The organism is Rhodococcus sp. RDE2 (genome assembly GCF_020885655.1).
Lineage (GTDB): Bacteria > Actinomycetota > Actinomycetes > Mycobacteriales > Mycobacteriaceae > Rhodococcus > Rhodococcus pyridinivorans.
The window spans coordinates 3,442,086-3,461,691 of the sequence record NZ_AP025186.1; the positions used below are offsets into that span (position 1 = coordinate 3,442,086).

Genomic DNA, 19,606 nt, shown 5'->3' on the forward strand with positions numbered 1-19,606 from the left:
GCGCTCAGGGGGTCGGCGAACGGGCGAGATCCGGCACACCCCAGGTCGAGCGGGTGGACACCCCCACCGAACGCACGCGGCCCCGCTCCTTTCGAAGGAGCGGGGCCGCGCAGGGATCGATCTGCCGGAGCGGATCAGCCCTTGTGCTTCTTGACCTCTTCGGTCAGCTGCGGAGCGACGTTGAACAGGTCGCCGACGACGCCGTAGTCCGCGATCTCGAAGATCGGGGCCTCTTCGTCCTTGTTGACGGCGACGATGGTCTTCGACGTCTGCATGCCGGCGCGGTGCTGGATGGCGCCGGAGATGCCGAGCGCGACGTACAGCTGCGGGGAGACCGTCTTACCGGTCTGACCGACCTGGAACTGGCCCGGGTAGTAGCCGGAGTCGACGGCGGCACGGGAAGCACCGACGGCGGCACCGAGCGAGTCGGCGAGCTCCTCGACGACGGAGAACTTGTCGGCCGAACCGACACCGCGGCCACCGGAGACGACGATCGACGCCTCGGTGAGCTCCGGACGGTCGCCACCGACGATCGGATCGCGCGAGACGATCTTCACGGCGTTCTCTTCCTGGGCCGGAACCTCGACGGCCACGCGCTCGGCGGCCGCAGCCTCGGGCTTGGCCTCGATGGCGCCCGGGCGGACGGAGATCACGGGGACCTCACCGTTGACCTTGGCGTCGACGGTGAACGCGCCACCGAAGATCGAGTGCACGGCGGAGCCGTCGGCCTTGACGTCGACGACGTCGACGAGCAGACCGGAGCCGATGCGGGCGGCGAGGCGGCCCGACACCTCCTTGCCCTCGACGGACGCGGCGGTGATGACGGCGGCGGGGCTGGTGGACTCGACGAGCGACGCGAGGACGTCGACCTTCGGGGTCACCAGGTAGTTGTCGACGTCTTCGGACTCGGCGGCGTAGACCTTGACCGCACCGGCGGCGGCGAGTGCGTCCTGCAGCGCGTCGGCGGTGCCGGGGGCACCCGCGACGACGGCGGAGGGCTCGCCGAGCACACGCGCGGCGGTGATGAGTTCGGTGCTGACCTTCTTGAGCGCGCCCTCGGCATGCTCGACGAGCACGAGTACTTCTGCCATTACTACTTCTCTCCTAGATATGTCAGATGTTGTCGCGGGGCGCGATCAGATGATCTTCTGGCCGACCAGGTACTGAGCGATCTTGCTGCCGCCGTCGCCCTCGTCGGTGACGCGCTCACCCGCGGTGCGCGGGGGCTTCGGGGTCACACCGGTGACGGTGGACGCGGCGTTGGCAACACCGAAGATCTCGGGATCGAGACCGATCTCAGCGAGGGTGAGGGTCTGAACTTCCTTCTTCTTGGCGGCCATGATGCCCTTGAAGGAGGGGAAGCGGGGCTCGTTGATCTTCTCGGTGACCGAGACGATGGCGGGGAGCGGAGCCTCGATGCCGAAGACACCCTCGTCGGTCTCGCGCTCGCCGGTGGCCTTGCCGTCCGCGATCGTGAGCTTGCGCAGGTGCGTCAGGTGGGGCAGGCCCAGGTACTCGGCGATGATCGCGGGCACGGCGCCCACGCGACCATCGGTGGCCTCGTTACCGGCGATGACCAGCTCGACACCCTCGATCTGGCCGAGAGCAGCGGCGATCGCGTACGCGGTCTGGATCGAGTCCGAGCCGTGCATGGCCGGATCGTTGAGGTGGATCGCCTTGTCGGCGCCCATGGACAGCGCCTTGCGGATGGCGTCGGTGGCGCGGTCCGGACCGGCGGTCAGAACGGTGACCTCGCCGCCGTCGCGCTCCTTGATGAGCAGAGCTTCCTCGACGGCGCGCTCGTTGATCTCGTCGAGCACGGCGTCGGCGGCCTCACGGTCGAGCGTGTAGTCGCCGTCGCTGAGCTTGCGCTCGGACCACGTGTCGGGGACCTGCTTGATCAAAACGACGATGTTCGTCATGGGTCTGCGTCGACCTCCTGTGTGTAGCTGCCTTTGGTCGGCAAGGCGCTGCCTGAACCGAGCACTCGTGTCTTTCGCACGGCGTGTGCGATAGATTATCAGCCGCTAAGTTACCAGTCAGTAACTTGACGGGATTCCCGGTTCACCATAGCCGTACGGAAGGACGACGAAACCTGTGATCTGGAACACCGGAGACCACCCCTCCGGGGAGAGGTCTAATGTCGTGGCGGTGAGCGACACCCCCGCCCGCGCCGACGACGCGCACACCCTCCCCCTCACCGGCGAACGGACGGTCCCCGGCATCGCCGAGGAGAACTATTGGTTCCGACGTCACGAGGTCGTCTACCAGCACTTTCTCCCCCGTTGCGAGAACCGGACCGTGCTCGAGGCCGGTGCCGGCGAAGGCTACGGAGCCGACATGATCGCCGACGTGGCAACGCGTGTGATCGGCCTCGACTACGACGAGAGCGCCGTCGCACACATCCGCGCGCGCTACCCCCGCGTCGACATGCGGCACGGAAATCTCGCCGAGCTTCCCCTCGAGGACGAATCGGTCGATACGGTCGTGAACTTCCAGGTGATCGAGCATCTGTGGGATCAGACACAGTTCCTACGTGAATGTCACCGCGTTCTCACTCCCGGCGGCGAGTTGCTCATCAGCACTCCCAACCGGATCACCTTCTCCCCCGGCCGCGACACCCCGCTCAATCCCTTCCACACCCGCGAGCTGAACGCCGCCGAACTGACCGAACTTCTCGAGGACGCCGGCTTCCGCGTCGAACTCATGACCGGCGTGCACCACGGCCCCGCGTTGCGCGCACTCGATGCCAAGCACGGCGGATCGTTCATCGACGCCCAGATCGAGCGCGCCCTCGCCGGGCAGCCGTGGCCGGACGACCTCACCGCCGACGTCGCCATGGTCTCCACCGACGACTTCGCCATCGTCCCCGAGAACATCGATGCGAGCCTCGATCTCGTCGCGATCGCCGTGAAGGACCCCGCAGCGAAGGACACCGCGCCGTGAGTGCCGCATCGTCCCGCGAGCCCGGCATGTTCGCGCTCGTCCTCCACTCCCATCTCCCCTGGCTCGCCCATCACGGCCGGTGGCCCGTCGGCGAGGAATGGCTCTACCAGTCGTGGGCAGCGACCTATCTGCCCGTCACCGACGTGTTGCGGCGACTCGCCGCCGAAGGCCGGACCCGGATGCTCACACTCGGCATCACCCCGGTACTGGCCGCGCAACTCGACGACCCGCACTGCCTCGCCGGAATGCACCACTGGCTCGGCAACTGGCAGCTGCGCGCGCACGAGGCCGCCGGCATGCGGGAGGAGTCCTACCGCGCGCTCGGCGCCCGCGAGCACCGCGCCGCCACCGCGGCACTGGAGGACTTCGAAACGCATTGGCGCCACGGCGGATCCCCCGTCGTGCGGCAGCTCATCGACGCCGACGCGATCGAACTGCTCGGTGGGCCCCTCGCCCATCCGTTCCAGCCCCTCCTCGACCCGCGACTGCGCGCCTTCTCGCTGTCCGAGGGCCTCGCCGACGCCCACGCCCGCTGGAACCATCGCCCGCGCGGCATCTGGGGTCCGGAATGCGGTTACACGCCGGGCATGGAGAACGGTTACGCCGCAGCGGGAGTCGAGCACTTCATGGTCGACGGTCCCGCACTGCGCGGCGACACCTCGCTCGGCCGCACGGTCCGCGACTCCGACGTCGTGTGCTTCGGCCGCGACCTGCAGGTCTCGTACCGGGTGTGGTCGCCGAAGTCCGGCTACCCCGGTCACTCCGCCTACCGCGACTTCCACACCTACTGCCACGACACCGGACTCAAGCCGTCCCGCGTCACGGGCCGCACGGTGCCCTCCCACGAGAAGGCCCCCTACGATCCCGAACTCGCGTCGCAGGCCGTCGACCGGCACGTCGCCGACTTCGTCGAGACCGTCCGGCAGCGACTGCGCAGCGAATCCGACCGCATCGGCCGGGACGCACTCGTCGTCGCAGCCTTCGACACGGAACTGTTCGGCCACTGGTGGTTCGAAGGCCCGCTCTTCCTCGAACGACTGCTCCGCGCTCTTCCCGAGGCCGGCATCGAGGTGGGAACCCTCGCCGATACCCGCGACCGCGGATACGTCGGCGCCTCCGTCGATCTCGAGAACTCGTCGTGGGGTTCGGGCAAGGACTGGCGGGTCTGGGCCGGCGACCAGGTCGCCGATCTCGTGCGTCTCAACGACGAGGTGGTGCGCACGACCCTCGACAGCATCGACAAGTCCCGCGAACAGAGCACGTCGTCGGTCGCGCTCCGCAACCGCGTGCACGACCAGATGCTGCGCGAAGCACTACTGACGGTCTCCAGCGACTGGGCGTTCATGGTCAGCAAGGACACCGCCGCCGCCTACGCCCGCGACCGCGCGCACAAACACGCCCACGCCCTGCGTGAGATCGCCGAGGCGGTCGACTCCGGACGCACCGAGACGGCACAGCGTCTGGCCGACGGATGGAACCGCGCCGACAATCTCTTCCCAGGACTCGACGCCCGACGACTGCCCGGACGCCACGGAGGCCCGCGATGAAGATCCTGCTCGTCTCATGGGAGTACCCACCCGTCGTCGTCGGCGGCCTGGGCAGACACGTCCACCATCTCGCCACCGAACTCGCCGCGGCGGGCAACGAAGTGGTGGTGCTGTCACGTCGTCCGACCGGCACCGATGCGTCGACCCACCCCACGATCAGCCACATCGCCGACGGCGTGCTCGTTGTGGCAGTCGCGGAGGACGCACCCCACTTCGACTTCGGCGAGGACATGATCGCCTGGACCCTGGCGATGGGCCACGCGATGGTCCGCGCCGGGATCGGACTGAGCCGCGGCGGTATCGGCGAGGGCTGGTATCCCGACGTCGTCCACGCCCACGACTGGCTCGTCGCCCACCCCGCGGTCGCGCTGGCCGAGTACTTCGACGTGCCGCTCGTGTCGACCCTGCACGCGACCGAGGCCGGTCGCCACAGCGGTTGGTTGTCGGGCCGGATCAACCGGCAGGTGCATTCCGTCGAGTGGTGGCTCGCCAACGAGTCCGACCGTCTCATCACGTGTTCGGCATCGATGCACGACGAGGTCACCGAGCTGTACGGCCCGGACCTGCCGGAGATCTCGGTGATCCGCAACGGCATCGACATCACCACCTGGTCGTACCGCGAGCGTGAGCCGCGTCCCGGGCCGGCACGACTGCTCTACGTCGGTCGCCTCGAATACGAGAAGGGTGTGCAGGACGCGATCGCCGCGCTCCCCCGCATCCGCCGCTCGCATCCCGGCACGACCCTCGTGGTCGCCGGTGAGGGCACCCAGTTCGAGTGGCTGCGCGAGCAGGCACGCGTGCACCGCGTCGCACGCTCGGTGAGCTTCCTCGGCAACCTCGACCACACCGAACTTCTCGGCTGGCTGCACGGCGCGGACGCGATCGTGCTGCCGAGCCGCTACGAGCCGTTCGGCATCATCGCCCTCGAGGCCGCAGCGGCGGGTACCCCGCTCATCACGTCCACCGCAGGTGGACTGGGCGAAGCCGTGGTCGACGGCGTGACCGGACTGTCGTTCCGGCCCGGCGACGTGGCCGGACTCGTCTCGGCGGTCCGGGAGACCCTCGACGATCCCGAGGCCGCACAGGTGCGCGCGCGGGCCGCTCGGGCACGACTGACCGACGACTTCGACTGGCGCCGCGTCGCCGAGGAGACCGCGCAGGTCTATTCGTCGGCGAAGCGGCGGGTGCGGCACCCGCTGGCCCGCCCGACGATCCCGCAACGACCACTCCCGGATCGCGGATGAACGAGCAGCACACCGTCGAGGTCGAGCGCCTCGCCCCGCACGAATCCGACGTCGCCGCCGTCACCGAACTGCTCAACGCGGTCTACGCGGTGGCCGAGGACGGCATGTGGGTGCCGGGCACCACACGGACCGACACGGACGAGATCACCCGGTACGCGCGGGAGGGCAGCATGCGCATCGCCCGCTCGCACGGCCGGGTGGTCGGCTGCATCCGCGTGGCCCCGGTCGGCGCGACGACGGCCGAGTTCGGGATGCTCGCCTCCGACCCGAAGGTCCGCGGCACGGGCGTCGGCCGCCTGCTGATCGACACGGTCGAGACGGAGTTCGCCGAGCGCGGTTTCGAGACGATGCAGCTCGAGGTGATCCGTCCGCGCGACACCTCGCACGGGTCGAAGGTGTTCCTCGACCGGCTCTACACCCGGCTCGGCTACGTGCCGGAGGAACCCGCGCCGCTCGATACGCGCCATCCGGAACTTGTTCCGGCTCTTGCGGTCCCGTGCGAGACCGTCGTGTACCGGAAGCCTCTGGCTCGATCCTGAGCCGGACTTCGGCTCACGAAGCAGCGGACAACTCGGCCGGAGCGAGCGGCGGCTGCCGATCGAACCACGGCCGCGCCTGTTCGAGTTCGCCTGCGAGGGCGAGGAGCACGCCCTCCCCACCGAGCGGGCCGACGAACTGCACCCCGAGCGGCAGACCGGACGTCGTCCAGTGCAACGGCACCGAGATCGCCGGTCGTCCGGTGATGTTGGCGAGCTGCGTGTAGGGGGTACGGCCGAGATTGTCGTCCACCACCCGATCGATGAAACCGGCCCGGGTCGCGATCCACGCGGTGCGGGTCCGCAGGAGTGCCTCGCCGGCACGTCGCATCCAGCGGGGTGTGTCGAGTTCGCCGATGCGCGACGGGGGGAAGGCGAGTGTCGGCGTGAGCAACAGATCGTAGCGTTCGTGGAACTGCGCGAGACCGCTCGCGTACTCTGCCCAGCGGGCATGTGCCGCAATGTAATCCGATGCCGAGGTCGACTTGCCCACGGCGGCGATGATGCGGGTGTCGAACTCGAAGTCCTCCGGTCGAGCCCCGGTGAGGCGGCAGGCCTCGGCGACCTCCGCGGCGGCCGTGGCGAACCACATCGTGAGGAAGTCCTCTGCGAGACGTCGTTCGTCGATACCCGTCGAGGCGGGCTCGACGTGATGGCCGAGTTCCTCGAGCACCGCGACGGCAGCGTCCACCGCGGCCTCCGCCTCCGGATCGACCGGCGTCCCGATCGGTGAGGCGGTTTCGTATCCGATCCGCAACCGCTTCGGCGCCGAGCGCGCGGCCTCCGCGTACGACTGGGCACGTTCGACGAGATACGGCCCGCCCGCGTACGGACCGGCCATGACGTCGAGGAAGGCAGCGGCATCGCGCACCGTCCGGCAGATGACCCCGTTGGTGGCCGCCCCGTGCAGCGGTTCGCCGCCGCGTATACCGGTGGGCACGAGTCCGCGTCCGGGCTTGAGCCCGAGGAGCCCGCAGCAGGCGGCGGGAATGCGGATGGAGCCGCCTCCGTCGCTCGCTCCGGCAGCGGGAACGACGCCGGCCGCGACCGCCGCGGCGGAACCACCCGACGACCCGCCCGGCGTCACCGACGGGTCCCACGGGTTGCGGGTGGCCCCGAACGCCTCGGGCTCGGTGATGCCCTTCGCCCCGAACTCGGGGGTGTTGGTCTTGGCGAACGGGACCAGGCCGGCCTCGAGCCACCGGTCGACGATCACCGAGTTCTCGTCCATCGGCAGGTCCGCGAGGACACGGGACCCGCACGAGGTCGGCTCACCGGCCAGATCCTGCCCCAGATCCTTGAGCAGGAACGGCACACCGGCGAACGGACCGTCGAGCGGTTCGCGTGCCCGGACACGGGCCTTGTCGTCGAGCCTGCGGACGACGGTGTTCAGTGTCGGTTCGACCGTGTCGAGCCGCGCGATCGCGGTCTCGAGCAGCTCACTCGCCGACACCTGCCCCGTCGCGACGAGTTCGGCCAGACCGGTCGCGTCGTGACTCCGATACTCCGAGTAGTCCATCTGCTGTCCCCCGACAGTGTCCCGGCCCGCGTCGCTACTGACGCACGTCCGCGGGCGTGTCTCCCGACTTCTTCCGTGCGATATCGGCGAGCGCCGCCTCCCGGGCGGCACGCTCGGCAGCGGCGCTCTCCCACGCCACCTTACGGTTCTTGACGACCTTGGCGGGCGAACCCACCGCGATACTGAAATCGGGGATGTCACCCTTGACGACCGCGTGCGCTCCGAGCACCGAACCGCGGCCGACCCGGGTGCCGCGGAGCACGGTCACCTTCGCAGCGATCCAGGTGTCCGGACCGATCCGGACGGGGCTCTTGACGATGCCCTGGTCCTTGATCGGGTAGGTGACGTCCTCGGTGCGATGGTCGAAGTCGCAGATGTAGCACCAGTCGGCGACCAGCGTCGACGCGCCGATCTCGATGTCGAGATAGGTGTTGACGACGTTGTCCTTGCCGAAGACGACCTTGTCGCCGATCCGGAGCGAACCCTCGTGGCAGCGGATGGCGTTGCCGTCGCCGATGTGGACCCAGCGGCCGATCTCGAGGCGCGACAGTTCGGGCGTCGCGTGGATCTCGACGTTCTTGCCCAGGAAGACCATGCCGCGCAGCACCACGTGCGGATTGGCCAGCCGGAACTTCGCCAGGCGGTAGTACCGGACCAGGTACCACGGCGTGTACGCCTTGTTGTCCAGCACCCACTTCAGAGAGGACAGCGTCAGGAATCGTGCCTGTTCGGGATCCCTTCGACGGGACCCGCGCCACCTCGCCGTCAGAGGTGCACCCCACATGCTCGTCATAGGGGCAGCCTACGGTCCGCCTCGTTCGCGGCTCACGACCCCCGGCCCGATACGCTGACACGTCGAATCTTTCGCCTGTGGAGGAGTTGAGTGATGCGGGGTGTCCTGCGGACCGCGGTCCCGGCGCTGACGGTGGTCTTCGCGCTGAGCGCGTGCGGCGGTGGGGCCGGCACCGACGACGTGTTGTCGAGTGGTGGCTGGCCGGGACGGCACTCCGATGCCCGCAACAGCAACACCGCGACCGCCGAGAGTGTCGAGGACCTCGCGCCCGGCTGGACGCGTCCGCTGGGCGGCCCGGTCGGCTCCCCCGCCGGCATCGCGGCCAACGGCCAGGTCTCCGTGACGGCCTCGACGGAGGCCGGATGCAATCTGTTCTCCTTCCAGATGGACACGGGCCGCAAGCGCTGGTGCACGCGTCTCGCCCCGGCCGTCACGACGATCACGCCCGTCTCCGACGGGGTCGCGAACATCTACGTCGGTGAGGACGGCGGACTGCTGTCGTTCAACGAGCACGGCCAGCGTCGCTGGCGTATTCCCGTGAGCGGCAGTCCCCGCAGCGCACAGTTCACCTCCGACGGAAGCCTGTTGGTGGTCACGCATTTCGGTCAGGTCAACGTCGTCGACCCGCAGACGGGGCACCTCGAGGCACCGCTGTTCGATCTCGTGCCGGTGCCGACCGTCGAGGACGGGCAGAACCTGCCGCGACTCGCGAGCGATCACGGCCTGCCGGCCTGCTTCGGTGGTTCGGAGGACTGCCCGGTCGCCACGACGCCGGCCGTCGACACCGCCACCGACCGCGTGTTCGTCACCGTGTGGCGTCCGGGTGCGGACCGATCTGCGCTCGTGGCGCTGCGCTACACGGCCGGTGACGACGCCGTGGTGTCCGAGGAGTGGTCGGTACCCGACCTTCCCGGAGGTGCGGTGACGAGTCCGGTTCTGTCCGCGGACGGTTCGACCGTCTACGTCCACGACGGGGAGGGTGCCCTGTGGGCGCTCGATGCGGAGACGGGCGAGGCGCGGTGGACCCACGAGACCGGCCGTCCCACGGCGCTCGGTCCCGCCGTCACGGAGGACGGACTGCTGCTCCTCGCGTCGGCCGACGGCAGCGCCCCGCTGACGGCGCTGCGCGACGCCGGCGACAGCGTCGAGGTCGAGTGGGAGCGGACGGACGTGGTTCCGTACGGTGCGCCGGCGGTGACCGCCGACGGCCGGGCCTATGTGGTCGTCGACGGCGATCGGGCTCTCGCAGCAGCGGTGCTCGATCTCGCGGACGGAGCGACGCTCGAGGAGGAACCCCTCGATCCCTCCACCGGACTGCCGGTCGGGACCGGTGTCGGCCCGGGCGGGGAGTTCGTGATCACGACCGTCGACGGCGACGTGGTGGTGCTGCGCGAACCGCAGTCCGTGTGAGGACAGCGAGTTCGCGCGCGGGCGGTCAGCGTGACGGCGTGCAGACGAAGGCTTCCGGCGTCCGGCCGATGCGGGTGAGCACCACGCTGAGCGAGGCCGACCCGCGCAGCTTCAGGCGCGGACGCAACACCGCTGGGTCGACGTCGACACCTCGTACGAGGATCTCGACCGCACCGCAGTCGTGGCGGGCGAGCGCCTGACGGAGCGTCTTCTCGCTGTACTTGAGACGCTCGACGATCCGGAAACCCCGTACTCCGTCGGGCAGGCTGTCGCCGGTGAGATAGGCGATCCGCGGGTCGAGTTGCCACAATCCGTGCGCGGCGGCGTAGTGACGGACGAGACCGGCGCGCACGATCGCGCCGTCGGGGTCGACGATCCACTCCCCCGGCTCCCGCTCCGGGATGTCGTCGTCCGCGGCATCGGTGATCTCGAAACCGGTTCCGTCCGAACGCAGTACCGCGGCCCGTCGGCGTACGCCGGGAGTGCTCAGCCCCGGCGAGTACAGGCACGCCTCGCGAACCCCGCCGTCGAGCGAGACGACCTCGACCTCACCGGACCATTCGAGCGAGTCGAAATCCAGTCCCGGTGCGCACTTCACGGCGAGATCCCGGCCCGCGTAGGCGTCGAGGAGATCGGGCAGCGGTGGTTGCAGCGCCGCCGGATCGTGGGTCCGTCGTCCGCCCGAACGACGTGCGGGATCGGCGATGACGGTGGTCCCCCGCGTGACCGGACGCAAGGCGTCGGCGCGCAGGAGGTACGCGCGGGGGACGTTGTGCGCGGCCATCGCCAGACGCACGTCGTCGAGATCGCTGCCGATCACGGTCTCGGCGACCCCGACGAGTTCGGTGAGTTCGGCGCCGATCGAACACGTCACGTCGTGCACTGTGCGCCCGCGCAACCGCTCGGCGCGGTGGGCCGCGACGCGCGTGGGCGTGGACTGCTGCAGGGCGTCGTCGGTGAGCACCCACCCGGCGCCACCGGCGATCTTCGCCTCCGCCTTGCGCCGCAGGATGACGGTTTCGACGAGCATTCCGGCACGATCACCGAAACGCGTACGCGCCCAGCCGATGTCGGCAAGGCGCGTACGCGTCGACAGTTCCCGGTCGGCGACGCTCGCGAGAGCGTCGCGGCCGTCGTCCGACGTCAGGTACGCGACGTCGGCGAGGGTGAAGTCGTAGCCCAACTACTTGCCGGGCTTCACACCGGTGATCATGACGTTGTAGAAGAAGCTGCGGGGCACGACGTGCTTGAGGACGTTCTCGTCGACCCAGCTCAGCGTCTTCCAGCCGCCGAAGGCGAACTTCGCCCAGTTCCAGCCCAGCTTCTCCTGCGGGACGGCGGCCTCGAAGGTGCGCACCGGCCAGCCGAGCAGTGCTGCGGCGAACTCCTCGCTCGACGCCTTGACCTCGACGGCTCCGGCCGACGAGGCCAGCTTCTCGAGATCGGACGGATCGAAGGTGTGCAGATCGACGACGGCCTCGAGGGCGGCCGCCCGAGAGGACTCGTCGAGTTCGGTCTGCGGACGACGCCAGTCGCGCAGGAAGGGCAGCTTGGTGATGTTGGTGGTGGCCCCCCACGTGACCCGGCCGAGCATGCGGGCGTAGAAGTTGCCGATCGTGCTGGGCTCGCCGGCGAAGACGAAACGGCCGCCGGGCTTGAGCACGCGCAGCACCTCGCGCAGCGACTGCTCGACATCCGGGATGTGGTGCAGCACGGCGTGCCCGACCACGAGGTCGAAGGTGTCGTCGTCGTACGGGATGGTCTCGGCGTCGGCGACGCGGCCGTCGACGTCGAGACCGAGGTTCTCGGCGTTGCGGAGCGCGACCTTCACCATGCCGGGCGACAGGTCGGTCACCGAACCGGTCTTCGCGACCCCGCCCTGCATGAGGTTGAGGAGGAAGAAGCCCGTGCCGCAGCCGAGTTCGAGTGCGCGTTCGTAGGGCAGCGGCTGGTCGCCGGCAGCGGCGACGAACCGGCCCTTGGCGTAGTCGATGCACCGCTCGTCGTACGAGATGGACCATTTCTCGTCGTACGTCTCGGCTTCCCAGTCGTGGTAGAGCACCTGGGCGAGCTTGGTGTCCTCGAGGGCCGCTGCGACCTCTTCGGCAGTGGCGTGCGGATTCGGCGCGGGGTCGACCCCGTCGGTCCTGCTGGCAGTCATGCGGTGATCCTACTCATCGGTAAGCTGCGGACAAGTGCGGGTGCCGGTCGGCATCACTCGCCGACGAACTTCGCCTTGCCCGGCCCGTTCTCGATGAACGACTCGAGGCCGATGGTGCGGTCCTTCGTGGCGAACAGCGCAGCGAAGACGTGCTGTTCGATCTTCAGCCCCGTGTCCAGATCGGTGTCGAGACCCTGGTCGATCGCGGCCTTCGCAGCGGCGAGTGCACGCGAGGCGGCGCCGGTGAACTGCCCGGCCCAGCGACGGGCAGCCTCGTAGACGTCGTCGGGGGCGACGACCTCGTCGACCAGACCGATCGACAGGGCTTCGTCGGCGCCGACGAAACGACCGGTGAAGACGAGATCCTTCGCCTTCGCCGGGCCGATGAGCCGAGCCAGCCGCTGGGTGCCGCCGCCACCGGGGATGATGCCCAGCAGGATCTCGGGCGTGCCGAGCTTGACGTTGTCGCCGACGATGCGCCGGTCCGCGCCGAGGGCGAGTTCGAGGCCACCGCCGAGGGCGTAACCTGTGATCGCGGCGACGGTGGGCTTGGGGATGTCGGCGATCGACCCGAGGGCCGACTGCAGGTCGCCGACGATCTCGCTCATCTGCACGTAGCTCAGGTCGGCCATCTCCTTGATGTCGGCGCCGGCCGCGAACACCTTCTCGCCGCCGTAGACGATCACCGACTTCACGTCGGACCGGACGGTCGCCTCGCGCGCAGCGGCCCGGATCTCCTCCTGGAGCTGCCGGTTCAATGCGTTCATCGGAGGGCGGTCGAGACGGATGGTGCCGATCCCGTCGGAGACGTCGAGGGTCACGAATTCAGCCATGGTCCTCAGCCTAGATGTCGGAGCGCTGGGCCCACGGATGAGTACCGACCTCGTAGTAGGCCTCGTCCCCGTCGAACGCGATGTGGACCGCCCCGTCGCGGCGGCTCATGATCGGCAGGATCGGCTCGATGACCGGGTCCGCCGCCATGAGGTCGGCGACCGTGGCGAAGCCCGACAGGATCGACAGCTGACTCCACGTGGGCGGGAGCAGGATGCACCGGCCCGATCGCCAGTCGGCGAGGGCCTCCTCCGCGGTCTGCCACTGCACCAGATCGGTCTCGCTGGTGTTGCCGTCGGCCCGCTGCCCTTCCGGCACCGCGGCGACGAAGAAACGCGTGTCGTAGCGGCGCCGTTCCCCCAGCGGGGTGATCCAGTTCGCCTGGGGACGCAGCAGGTCGGCGCGCAGCACCAACTGCTCCTTCTCCAGGAAGTCCCCGAAGGACAGCTCGCGCGCTTCGAGCAGACGACGCGCCTCGGCGTAGTCGCTCGTGTCGGCCACCACCGAATCCTCGGTGGGGCCGGCGAGCAGCACACCGCACTCCTCGAAGGTCTCACGCACGGCCGCGAGCACCAGCGCGCGGGCCTGAGCCTCGCCGATACCGAACCGCTCGGCCCACCAGGTCACCTCCGGGCCGGTCCACCGCACCTCGGCGTCGGTGTCCGAGGGGTCGACACCGCCGCCGGGGAAGACGGTCATGCCGCCGGCGAAGTCCATGCCGACGACACGACGCTGCAGGAACACCTCGATGCCGCGCGCGGAGTCCCGCACGAGCATCACGGTGGACGCGTCGCGGATGGGCACCGCGGTGGGATCGAAGGTGGATGCCGAGCGATCGTTGGACATGGCCTCAACCTAGCCGATCGGTCCCGGCACCACCCGACCCGGAGTTACCTGCGGTGCCGTCCCGCCTGGCGGGTGCGGCGGGCGAAGAACCGGTCGTCGACCTTGTCGAGCGAGATGGACTGGCTGAACGCCGTGCTGAGGTTCTCGGCGGTGATCACGTCGTCGAGCAGGCCCTGGGCGACCACACCGCCCTCCTTCAGGAGCAGAGCGTGCGTGAAGCCCGGCGGGATCTCCTCCACGTGATGGGTGACGAGCACGATCGCGGGGGCATCCGGGTCGGCCGCGAGCGTGCCGAGCCGGGCCACGAGCTCTTCGCGACCGCCGAGGTCCAGACCGGCAGCGGGCTCGTCGAGCAGCAGCAGTTCGGGATCGGTCATGAGCGCCCGGGCGATGAGCGCACGCTTGCGTTCGCCCTCCGACAGCGTCCCGTACAGACGGTCGGCGAGATGTTCCGCGCCGAGACTCTCGAGCATCTCTACCGCGCGGCTCGTGTCGACGTCGTCGTACTGCTCGCGCCACCGGCCCAGCACGCCGTAGCCCGCGGAGAGCACGAGATCGGTGACCTTCTCGTCGTTCGGCACCCGGTTGGCCAGGGCCGCGGAGGACAATCCGATCCGGGGTCGCAGTTCGGACAGATCCGTCTTTCCGAACGTCTCCGCGAGGACGTGCGCGGTGCCGGAGGTGGGGAACGTCTCGGCCGCCGCGACCCGCAGCAGCGAGGTCTTTCCTGCCCCGTTGGGTCCGAGAACCACCCAACGTTCGTCGAGTTCCACCTTCCAGGTCACGGGACCGACGAGGACGTTCCCGCCGCGTCGGACCACTACGTCGTCGAATTCGATGAGCAAATCGGGATCAGGTTGTGCCACGCGGACCATCTTCTCTTACGCCCGAGCCGGAAACGCGGCAGGATCGGTTCCCGTGTCGTCCTCCGCATCCGAATCTGTCGTGTCCGGCTCGGTCGCGCTCCCCGACCGCGCCGCCTTCCCGCTCGGACCCACCCCGGTCGACGGTGGGACACGCTTCGCCGTCCACGCCCCGCACAGCGATCGCGTCCAGGTCTGCCTCGTCGACGACGACGGGAACGAACACCGCGTGGACCTGCCCGACCGCACCTACGGGGTCTGGCACGGGGTGGTCCCCGGCGTCGGCGCCGGGCAACGGTACGGCTATCGCGCGTACGGGCCGTGGCAACCGCAGTGGGGTTTGCGTACCAACCCGCACAAGATCCTGCTCGACCCGTGGGCCCGGCGGATCGTCGGCGACGTCGGTGATCCGGACCGGCTGATCCCCCACCAGGGCGATCCGTTCGGTGCGATGTCGACCGTCGACTCGCTCGGGCACACACCCCTGTCGGTGGTGACGCCCGTCCTGACCCCCATGCACGACAAGCCCCGCGTGCCGTGGGAGAACACCGTCGTCTACGAACTGCACGTCGGTTCGTACACGGCCCGCCACCCGCTCGTGCCGCCGGAGCTGCGCGGTACCTATCTCGGACTCGCCCACCGCTCGGTGATCGATCATCTGGTGGGGCTGGGGGTGACAACCGTCGAGCTGTTGCCCGTGCAGGCCTTCGTGACCGAACCGTCGGTGCGTGCGCGGGGGATGCGCAACCACTGGGGCTATTCGACCGCCTCGTACTTCGCGCCGCATCCCGCCTACGCCGTCACGCCGGGCAACGAGATCGCCGAGTTCCGGACGATGGTCGACGCCTTCCACAGCGCCGGACTCGAGGTGCTGCTCGACGTCGTCTACAACCACACGTGCGAAGCATCGGTCGACGGCCCGAGTCTGTCCTGGCGCGGTCTCGACGCGCCCGGTTACTACCTGCTCGACACGCACGGACGGGATGTCGACCTGACCGGGTGCGGCAACACCCTCGACGCGTCCTCACCGATCGTCGTGCGGATGGTGTGCGACAGCCTGCGGTACTGGGCGGACGTGATGGGGGTGGACGGTTTCCGCTTCGATCTCGCCAGTGCGCTGGCCCGTCCGCGCGGTGGGGCGTTCGATCCGCGGGCGGCGCTGCTCACCGCGATCGTCACCGATCCCGTCCTCTGCGATGTCAAGCTCGTCGCCGAACCATGGGACGCGACCGCGCACGGTTACCAGCTCGGGAACTTCGGGGCGCAGTGGGCCGAATGGAACGACCGCTACCGCGACACCGTGCGCCGCTACTGGGCGGGACGTTCCGGGATCCGCGAGATGGCGTCGCGGCTCACCGGTTCGGAGGACCTCTACGACAGGAACATCCGGCAGCCGTGGATGTCGGTCAACTTCGTCACCGCCCATGACGGTTTCACCCTCGCCGACGCGGTCTCGTACGAGCGCAAGCACAACGACGAGAACGGTGAGGAGGGCCGGGACGGGTCGAACAACAACGAGTCGGTGAACCACGGGGTCGAAGGGCCGACCGACGATCCGGAGGTCCTCGCCGCCCGTGACCGGCACATCCGGGCGATGCTCGCGACGCTGCTGTTGTCGACGGGCACACCGATGCTGCTCGCCGGCGACGAGTTCGGGCACACCCAGAACGGCAACAACAACGCCTACTGCGTCCCCGAGGACGTCCCCGTCCGCGACGCCTGGCCCCTGGACTGGGAGGACTCCGACCGTGCGCGAACGGATTACGTGCGCGAACTGCTCCGCCTGCGCAAGCGCGTCCCGGTGCTGCGGCAGCGACGCTTCTTCGAGGGGCGTGCTCGCTCCGTGGGTTATCCCGATCTGGTGTGGTTCGGCATCGAGGGGATCGAACTCGACGAGGATGCGTGGCACGACGACAGTCGCCGCACGCTGCAGGGCTGGGTCGACGGCTCGCAACTCGGCACCGTGACCCGCACCGGCGTCACTCTCGAGGACAGCAGCGGCCTGTTCGTTCTGCATTCGGGCGATGCCGCCACGGTGACCCTCGCCGGACCGGAGTGGTATCGCGGCGACATCGTGTGCGTCTTCGATTCGAGTGCCCCCGACGGCAGGCCCGCGGACACCTCCCCGATGCGGGTGGGCAGTTCGTACCCGGTCGACGGTCCGACGGTGCTGATCTTCCGGATCGCGGACGACGACCCCATCGAGCGCGAATGATCGACGCCGTCGGTGGATTCCGCGTGCGTGTTCCCGCTCCCGACGAGGCCGAGGCGATCGCGCGCGTCCGGAACATCACGTGGCGCGCCACCTACGGCCACCTGCTTCCCGCGGCGTTCTACGACCACCACGCATTCGAGCAGAACGCGGCGCTGTGGCGGTCGATCCTCCGACGCCCTCCGCAGACCCTGCGCGTGCGCGTCGCGGAAACCGAAGGCGGGATCGTCGGATTCGCGTCGGCGGGCGACCCCATCGGTGACGATGCTCCCGTTCGCGCGCTCCAGCTCCACACCCTGTACGTGCTGCCCGAGCACCACGGATGCGGTGCGGGACAGGCACTGTTCGATGCGGTCGTGGGCGCGGAACCGGCGCAACTGTGGGTGGCCGAGGACAACCCTCGCGCCCATACCTTCTACCGGCGCAACGGCTTCCGGCCCGACGGGGCCGAGATGGTCCTTCCCGGCACGACTCTGGTCGAGGTCAGGCTCGTCCGCTGACCGTGCCCGGCACCGCGATCACGGTGATCGAACCCGGGGCCACCTCGGTGAAGCCCGCATCGCGGACCGCGACGGCCGTGCCCGCTTCCACGCGGGCGAGCAGCTCGCGCCAGGTGTCCTCGTCCGCGTCGCGGACGGCACACGGGAATCCGTCGGTCGCCCAGGCGCGTGCGGTGTCGACGTCCAGCGCTCCGGCGAACAGCATCGCGGCGTGACCGACCTGCGCGGCCGCCTTGCCGACGGTCATCTCGAGGTCCTTCTGCACCCAGAGGATCGGAACACCGTCCGCCGGTAGGGGCGGATCGTCGTGGGGCAGGTCGGTGCCACCGATCTGCAATCGGGAGATGCGCGGATCCAGCTCCCCGACCGGACCGGGCACGAACGCCCGGGCCTGGGCGCCGGCGTGGTCGACGGTGACTCCGTCGACGTCCTGCGCGGCACGCCAGTGCGCTCCGCGGGCGCGACGCGCGACCTTCCGGATCCGCGCGTCGTTCCACGCGAGGAAAGGTTCCTGCCACGGGCCGGGTTCACCGTCCGGGCCGGGACCGACCCGCGGGTCGAAACACAGTGCCACCGTGGCCGTCGCGGCCGCCTCGAGCACCGCGCTGCGGGCAGGCGGATCGACCTTCGGGATGTGCAGCACGATCGGCATCGCCTGCACCTTCGCCGGATCCTCCGGGTCGGGCCGGTGCCCGTAACCACGCGTGAGTACGCCGTGGCGCTCGGCGAAACCAGGATCCGATGCCGGGTCGAAGACCCGATCGGGTGCGGCCTCGAAGACCGGCTCGGCTGCTGTGTCCGCGAGGGCGGGGTCCAGCTCAGACACTGCCGTCGATCGGGACGCGCCGCAGGGTTCCGTCGACGCGGTCGGCCGCCTCGATCTCCTCGCGGGTGACACCGAGGACGAAGAGCACCGCATCGAGATAGGGATACGACAGGGCGGTGTCGGCGACCTCGCGCAGGGCCGGCTTGGCGTTGAACGCCACGCCCAGTCCCGCGGCCGACAGCATGTCGATGTCGTTGGCGCCGTCGCCCACCGCGACGGTCTGCTCGACCGGAACGCCCGCCTCGTCGGCGAACTCGCGGAGGGCTCGTGCCTTGGCGGCGCGGTCGACGATGTCGCCGACCACTCGCCCGGTGAGTTTGCCGTCGACGATCTCGAGCGTGTTGGCGCGGACGAAGTCGAGTTCGAGTTCGTGTGCGAGCGGGTCGATCACCTGACGGAAACCACCCGAGACGACGCCGCAGCGGAAGCCGAGCCGGCGCAGCGTCCGGATCGTGGTGCGGGCACCGGGGGTGAGCTCGAGCCGCTCGGCGACCTCGTCGATGACGGTCGCCGGCAGACCCGCGAGGGTCGCGACGCGCTGTTCGAGGGACTGTGCGAAGTCGATCTCACCGCGCATCGCAGCCTCGGTGACCTCGCGGACCTTGTCCTCGACGCCGGCGTGCGCGGCGAGCATCTCGATGACCTCGCCCTGGATGAGCGTGGAGTCGACGTCGAAGACGATCAGGCGCTTGGAACGACGGGCGAGACCGCCGCGCTCCACCGCGATGTCGACGTCGAGCCCCGCGGCGAGTTCGACGAGGGCGTGCCGCAGGGCGGCGTCGGCCTCGACGCTGGTGTCGGGCGCGGTGATCATCAGCTCGAGGCCGGTGAGCGGGTAGTCGGCGATACCGCGGATCGAATCGATGTTCGCGCCTTGGGCCGCGAGGGTGCGGCCCACCGACCGCAACGCCTTGGCGCTGACCGGGCTGCCCAGCACGACGACGGCGTGGGTCGAGACGGTGCGGGCGCCGCGCTCGGCACCGAGCTGGACGTCGGCGTGCATGCCGATGGTGGCCATCGCGGACTCGACCTCGTCCTGCAACGCTTCGACGTCGGTCGGGCAGACGAGGAGGACACCGAGGGTGAGCCGGCCGCGGATCACGACCTGTTCCACATCGAGGAGGTCGACGTCGTGCCGCGTCAGCGCTGCGAACAGCACCGAGGTCACGCCGGGATGGTCAGGTCCGGTCACGGTCACCAGCACCGTGCTGTCAGACGCCACTACGTCTCCGATCGCTTGTCTGTCGAGGTACACGCGGACGCACGCGCGTACCGGCTCGCTCGTCCATTGTTGCAGGTCGAACCGTCGCTCCCGTTCGCGGGTCCGGACCCACGGAAAGGCCGAAGCCCCACCCGGTGCACGGGTGGGGCT

18 protein-coding genes are annotated in these 19,606 nt (G+C 69.5%); 7 read left to right on the top strand and 11 right to left on the bottom strand.

What is annotated here, in order from left to right:
- Window positions 1-134: 134 nt before the first annotated feature.
- A complete protein-coding gene (locus LPH33_RS16050; protein WP_229565130.1) occupies window positions 135-1,091 on the bottom strand; it encodes an electron transfer flavoprotein subunit alpha/FixB family protein in 957 nt (318 codons plus the stop codon).
- 45 nt (window positions 1,092-1,136) lie between these two features.
- The gene (locus tag LPH33_RS16055; RefSeq protein WP_016696287.1) at window positions 1,137-1,922 is read right to left on the bottom strand and encodes an electron transfer flavoprotein subunit beta/FixA family protein; all 786 of its coding nucleotides are present in this window, start codon (window positions 1,920-1,922) and stop codon (window positions 1,137-1,139) included.
- A 223-nt stretch (window positions 1,923-2,145) separates the two neighbouring features.
- Between LPH33_RS16055 and LPH33_RS16060 the strand changes: the two genes are divergently transcribed.
- Genes LPH33_RS16060 through LPH33_RS16075 form a run of 4 tightly spaced genes read left to right on the top strand, consistent with a single transcriptional unit; the run spans window position 2,146 to window position 6,276 of the window.
- On the top strand, window positions 2,146-2,946 hold the full coding sequence (locus LPH33_RS16060; RefSeq protein WP_229565131.1) for a class I SAM-dependent methyltransferase: 801 nt from the start codon (window positions 2,146-2,148) through the stop codon (window positions 2,944-2,946).
- Between the two features lie 26 nt (window positions 2,947-2,972).
- Complete coding sequence (locus tag LPH33_RS16065; protein ID WP_229568357.1) at window positions 2,973-4,493, top strand: glycoside hydrolase family 57 protein; 1,521 nt, start codon at window positions 2,973-2,975, stop codon at window positions 4,491-4,493.
- Entirely contained in the window at window positions 4,490-5,737 is a 1,248-nt protein-coding gene (locus LPH33_RS16070) for a glycosyltransferase family 4 protein (RefSeq protein WP_229565133.1), read from the top strand. Before LPH33_RS16065 ends, LPH33_RS16070 begins: the two co-directional genes overlap by 4 nt.
- Window positions 5,734-6,276, top strand: coding sequence for a GNAT family N-acetyltransferase (locus tag LPH33_RS16075; RefSeq protein WP_229565135.1), 543 nt, complete (start codon window positions 5,734-5,736; stop codon window positions 6,274-6,276). Before LPH33_RS16070 ends, LPH33_RS16075 begins: the two co-directional genes overlap by 4 nt.
- 13 nt (window positions 6,277-6,289) lie before the next feature.
- Here LPH33_RS16075 and LPH33_RS16080 read toward each other — a convergent pair whose 3' ends face one another.
- The gene (locus tag LPH33_RS16080; protein ID WP_229565136.1) at window positions 6,290-7,792 is read right to left on the bottom strand and encodes an amidase; all 1,503 of its coding nucleotides are present in this window, start codon (window positions 7,790-7,792) and stop codon (window positions 6,290-6,292) included.
- Between the two features lie 34 nt (window positions 7,793-7,826).
- Window positions 7,827-8,585 (bottom strand): acyltransferase, encoded by a 759-nt coding sequence (locus LPH33_RS16085; RefSeq protein WP_160875687.1) that lies wholly within the window; start codon window positions 8,583-8,585, stop codon window positions 7,827-7,829.
- A gap of 93 nt (window positions 8,586-8,678) precedes the next feature.
- Between LPH33_RS16085 and LPH33_RS16090 the strand changes: the two genes are divergently transcribed.
- On the top strand, window positions 8,679-9,995 hold the full coding sequence (locus tag LPH33_RS16090) for a PQQ-binding-like beta-propeller repeat protein (protein ID WP_229565138.1): 1,317 nt from the start codon (window positions 8,679-8,681) through the stop codon (window positions 9,993-9,995).
- Window positions 9,996-10,020: 25 nt separating this feature from the next.
- Here the strand turns inward: LPH33_RS16090 and LPH33_RS16095 are convergent, their stop codons facing one another.
- From LPH33_RS16095 to LPH33_RS16115, 5 genes are read right to left on the bottom strand one after another with little or no spacing between them, the layout of a single operon-like run.
- Complete coding sequence (locus LPH33_RS16095; protein WP_016696279.1) at window positions 10,021-11,178, bottom strand: THUMP-like domain-containing protein; 1,158 nt, start codon at window positions 11,176-11,178, stop codon at window positions 10,021-10,023.
- Window positions 11,179-12,156, bottom strand: a complete 978-nt coding sequence (locus LPH33_RS16100; protein WP_016696278.1) for a class I SAM-dependent methyltransferase — start codon at window positions 12,154-12,156, stop codon at window positions 11,179-11,181.
- Window positions 12,157-12,209: 53 nt separating this feature from the next.
- Window positions 12,210-12,989, bottom strand: coding sequence for an enoyl-CoA hydratase-related protein (locus LPH33_RS16105; RefSeq protein WP_016696277.1), 780 nt, complete (start codon window positions 12,987-12,989; stop codon window positions 12,210-12,212).
- 10 nt (window positions 12,990-12,999) lie between these two features.
- The gene (locus LPH33_RS16110) at window positions 13,000-13,833 is read right to left on the bottom strand and encodes an NUDIX hydrolase (RefSeq protein WP_016696275.1); all 834 of its coding nucleotides are present in this window, start codon (window positions 13,831-13,833) and stop codon (window positions 13,000-13,002) included.
- A gap of 44 nt (window positions 13,834-13,877) precedes the next feature.
- Entirely contained in the window at window positions 13,878-14,708 is an 831-nt protein-coding gene (locus tag LPH33_RS16115) for an ABC transporter ATP-binding protein (RefSeq protein WP_016696274.1), read from the bottom strand.
- 43 nt (window positions 14,709-14,751) lie between these two features.
- On the opposite strand from LPH33_RS16115, the gene glgX reads away from it, so the two are divergent.
- A complete protein-coding gene (glgX, locus tag LPH33_RS16120) occupies window positions 14,752-16,911 on the top strand; it encodes a glycogen debranching protein GlgX (protein ID WP_026061917.1) in 2,160 nt (719 codons plus the stop codon).
- Entirely contained in the window at window positions 16,908-17,408 is a 501-nt protein-coding gene (locus LPH33_RS16125; RefSeq protein ID WP_016696270.1) for a GNAT family N-acetyltransferase, read from the top strand. The genes glgX and LPH33_RS16125 overlap by 4 nt, the downstream gene beginning before the upstream one ends.
- Here LPH33_RS16125 and LPH33_RS16130 read toward each other — a convergent pair.
- Complete coding sequence (locus LPH33_RS16130; protein WP_229565140.1) at window positions 17,392-18,234, bottom strand: peptidyl-tRNA hydrolase; 843 nt, start codon at window positions 18,232-18,234, stop codon at window positions 17,392-17,394. The two genes, LPH33_RS16125 and LPH33_RS16130, sit on opposite strands and share 17 nt — an antisense overlap.
- Window positions 18,227-19,456, bottom strand: a complete 1,230-nt coding sequence (serB, locus tag LPH33_RS16135) for a phosphoserine phosphatase SerB (protein WP_016696268.1) — start codon at window positions 19,454-19,456, stop codon at window positions 18,227-18,229. Before serB ends, LPH33_RS16130 begins: the two co-directional genes overlap by 8 nt.
- Between the last annotated feature and the right edge of the window lie 150 nt (window positions 19,457-19,606).